At 42.7% G+C, this 2,754-nt stretch carries 3 protein-coding genes; all 3 read left to right on the top strand.

Annotated elements, in window-relative coordinates:
• Window positions 1-1,196 (top strand): FAD-linked oxidase C-terminal domain-containing protein (locus tag H6F50_RS08405; RefSeq protein ID WP_190428316.1); only part of this gene is annotated, 1,196 nt, incomplete at its 5' end.
• A gap of 45 nt (window positions 1,197-1,241) precedes the next feature.
• Complete coding sequence (locus H6F50_RS08410) at window positions 1,242-1,895, top strand: hypothetical protein (RefSeq protein ID WP_242028942.1); 654 nt, start codon at window positions 1,242-1,244, stop codon at window positions 1,893-1,895.
• A gap of 111 nt (window positions 1,896-2,006) precedes the next feature.
• A complete protein-coding gene (locus H6F50_RS08415; protein WP_190428318.1) occupies window positions 2,007-2,594 on the top strand; it encodes a GDSL-type esterase/lipase family protein in 588 nt (195 codons plus the stop codon).
• Window positions 2,595-2,754 lie beyond the last annotated feature (160 nt).

The raw sequence follows: 2,754 nt of genomic DNA on the forward strand, positions 1-2,754 counted from the left end.
ATTGCGTGCTAATTGTTACTGCATTGATGCGAAAACTCTTGAGCATTGACTTAGAAAATCAGCGGGTTGTGGTGCAGCCAGGAGTAATTAATAACTGGGTAACGCAAGCCGTTAGCGGTGCCGGATTTTACTATGCGCCTGACCCTTCCAGCCAGATTGTATGCTCGATTGGCGGTAACGTTGCAGAAAATTCTGGAGGCGTCCATTGTCTTAAATATGGGGTCACCACCAACCACGTTTTAGGTTTAAAATTAGTTCTCCCCGATGGCTCTATTGTAGACGTGGGAGGACAAATTCCCGAAATGCCTGGTTACGATTTAACGGGTTTATTTGTTGGTTCTGAAGGCACGCTAGGTATCGCTACAGAAATTACTTTGAGAATTCTTAAGACCCCGGAATCTATTTGCGTTCTTTTAGCAGATTTTACCAGTGTCGAAGATGCTGGAGCCGCTGTATCAGATATTATCAGCGCTGGAATAATTCCAGGCGGTATGGAGATTATGGATAATATCAGCATCAACGCTGTCGAAGATGTTGTAGCAACAGGTTGTTATCCTAGAGATGCTGCCGCTATCTTGTTAGTTGAAATAGACGGCTTAGAAGTGGAAGTGGCGGCAAATAAACAGCGTATTGCGGAAATTTGCACCACCAATGGAGCGCGTAGTATCACCACGGCAAACGAGCCAGAAACCCGTCTAAAACTCTGGAAAGGACGGAAAGCAGCCTTCGCAGCAGCAGGCAAACTCAGCCCTGATTATTATGTCCAAGATGGGGTAATTCCCCGGACTCAAATGCGATTTGTACTGCAAGAAATTGAAGCATTGAGTCAAAAGTACGGCTATCGTATTGCTAACGTCTTTCATGCTGGAGATGGCAATCTTCACCCACTCATTCTTTATGATAATTCAATTCCTGGAGCGTTGGAACAGGTGGAAGAATTAGGCGGGGAAATTCTTAAACTTTGCGTAGAAGTAGGCGGAAGCCTTTCTGGGGAACACGGGATTGGTGCGGATAAAAAATGCTATATGCCGCAAATGTTTACCGAAACGGATCTAGAAACAATGCAATGGGTGCGCCAAGTATTTAATCCCAAAGGTTTGGCTAATCCGGGTAAAATATTTCCTACTCCCCGCACCTGTGGCGAAGCTTCACACGCTCAGTCTCAAAAGCAGTTTGAGTCAGTTGATGTATTTTAATTCATTAACCAAGAGCAAATGATTCGCTAAGAATTTTGGGGAAATATGCGATCGCGCTACAATCTAGACACAGAAAGATGCTCTAATTTGCAATCTAGATGGGAGTCTTTACTACAACCGTTTCAGGTTGAGCAAAAGATTGCTCAGAAAGTGTTGCTTGACTTATTCAAGGCTTACTCCAGTGATGGTAGACATTATCATACTTTGGAGCATATAGAACAAGTTTTAGCAACGCTTAACGATTTGCGATCGCTATCCCAAAACTATGCAGCAATTGAATTTGCAGCTTGGTTTCACGATGCAGTTTATAACCCAAAAGCTAACGATAATGAGGAAAAAAGTGCAGAATATGCAGCGATGATTTTGAAAGGGTTAGACATTCCCTCATCAACTATAGAGGTTGTATATTCTTTAATTAGAAAAACCAAATACAATCAAAATATAGACGGTATTGATAGCAAAATTTTTCTAGATGCAGACCTTTCTATATTAGGAGCATCGGCTACTAAATACAGAATATATGCTCAAGCAATTAGAAAAGAGTATTTATGGGTCTCTTCCACAAAATACAGAACAGGTAGGAAACAAGTATTGCAGAGCTTTTTAAACCGAGAACGAATATATTTTACTGAAAAAATGTTTGTTGCTCTAGAACAACAAGCTAGGCAAAATATTAAAGAGGAAATGGAATTGTTATGAAAAACTGTAAGAGCGCTCGCTCAATCCGGTGAAGTTCTTCTAGAGCCAAGGATGCTGGTGCTATTCAGAAAAATAAATATGGGAAAAAACTAAAAATAAATTTCAGACAAAATGCGAATTTGCTTTATTGGTGACTCTTTTGTAAACGGAACTGGCGATCCAGAGTGCCTCGGTTGGACGGGAAGAATTTGTGCAGCAGCACGAAAGCAAGGTTATGACATTACTTATTACAATCTTGGGGTACGGCGGGAAACCAGCGCGGATATTAGATCCCGTTGGCTAGGTGAGGTTACTTGTCGCTTACCTAAAGAATATGATGGCAGGATTGTCTTCTCGTTTGGTGTAAATGACACCACCCTGGAAGATGGGAAGACTCGTGTGGAGTTAGCGGATTCCCTAGAAAATTGCTGTGCAATTCTTGAAGTTGCAAGGCAAACATTTCCAGTCTTGATGGTGGGAGCGCCACCCGTTGCAGAGATTGAGCAAAATTTGAGGATCGCTGGTTTGTCTGAGCAGGTAGCTCGTTTATGTAGCGATCGCAATGTGCCTTATTTAGATGTTTTTACTCCTTTACAGGCGTCATCGGTGTGGATCGGTGAGGCAACAGCGAATGATGGCGCTCACCCCGGTGCTGCCGGTTATGCCGAATTTGCTCACTTAGTACAAAGTTGGTCTGCGTGGTTATCGTGGTTAAAATAGCTCAACTCACATCTTGCGCCAAGCTCTCCGAATGGAAAGGCGATCGCATTCTAGCTAGGAAAGCGCGAACCAACTGAAAATAAAGGGTTTTGTAACCTGCTCCCAGCAGGTTTTGTTTGTGTAACTGTGTTTCAACAGCCTAGAGCAAGATGTAACTTTA

It is taken from the genome of Coleofasciculus sp. FACHB-712, assembly GCF_014695635.1.
Classification (GTDB): Bacteria; Cyanobacteriota; Cyanobacteriia; order Cyanobacteriales; family FACHB-T130; genus FACHB-T130.

Excerpts from the sequence above, each read along its gene's own strand:
- H6F50_RS08415 (WP_190428318.1), top strand. The coding sequence starts at position 2,007 with ATGCGAATTTGCTTTATTGGTGACTCTTTTGTAAACGGAACTGGCGAT.
- H6F50_RS08410 (WP_242028942.1), top strand. The coding sequence starts at position 1,242 with ATGCGATCGCGCTACAATCTAGACACAGAAAGATGCTCTAATTTGCAA.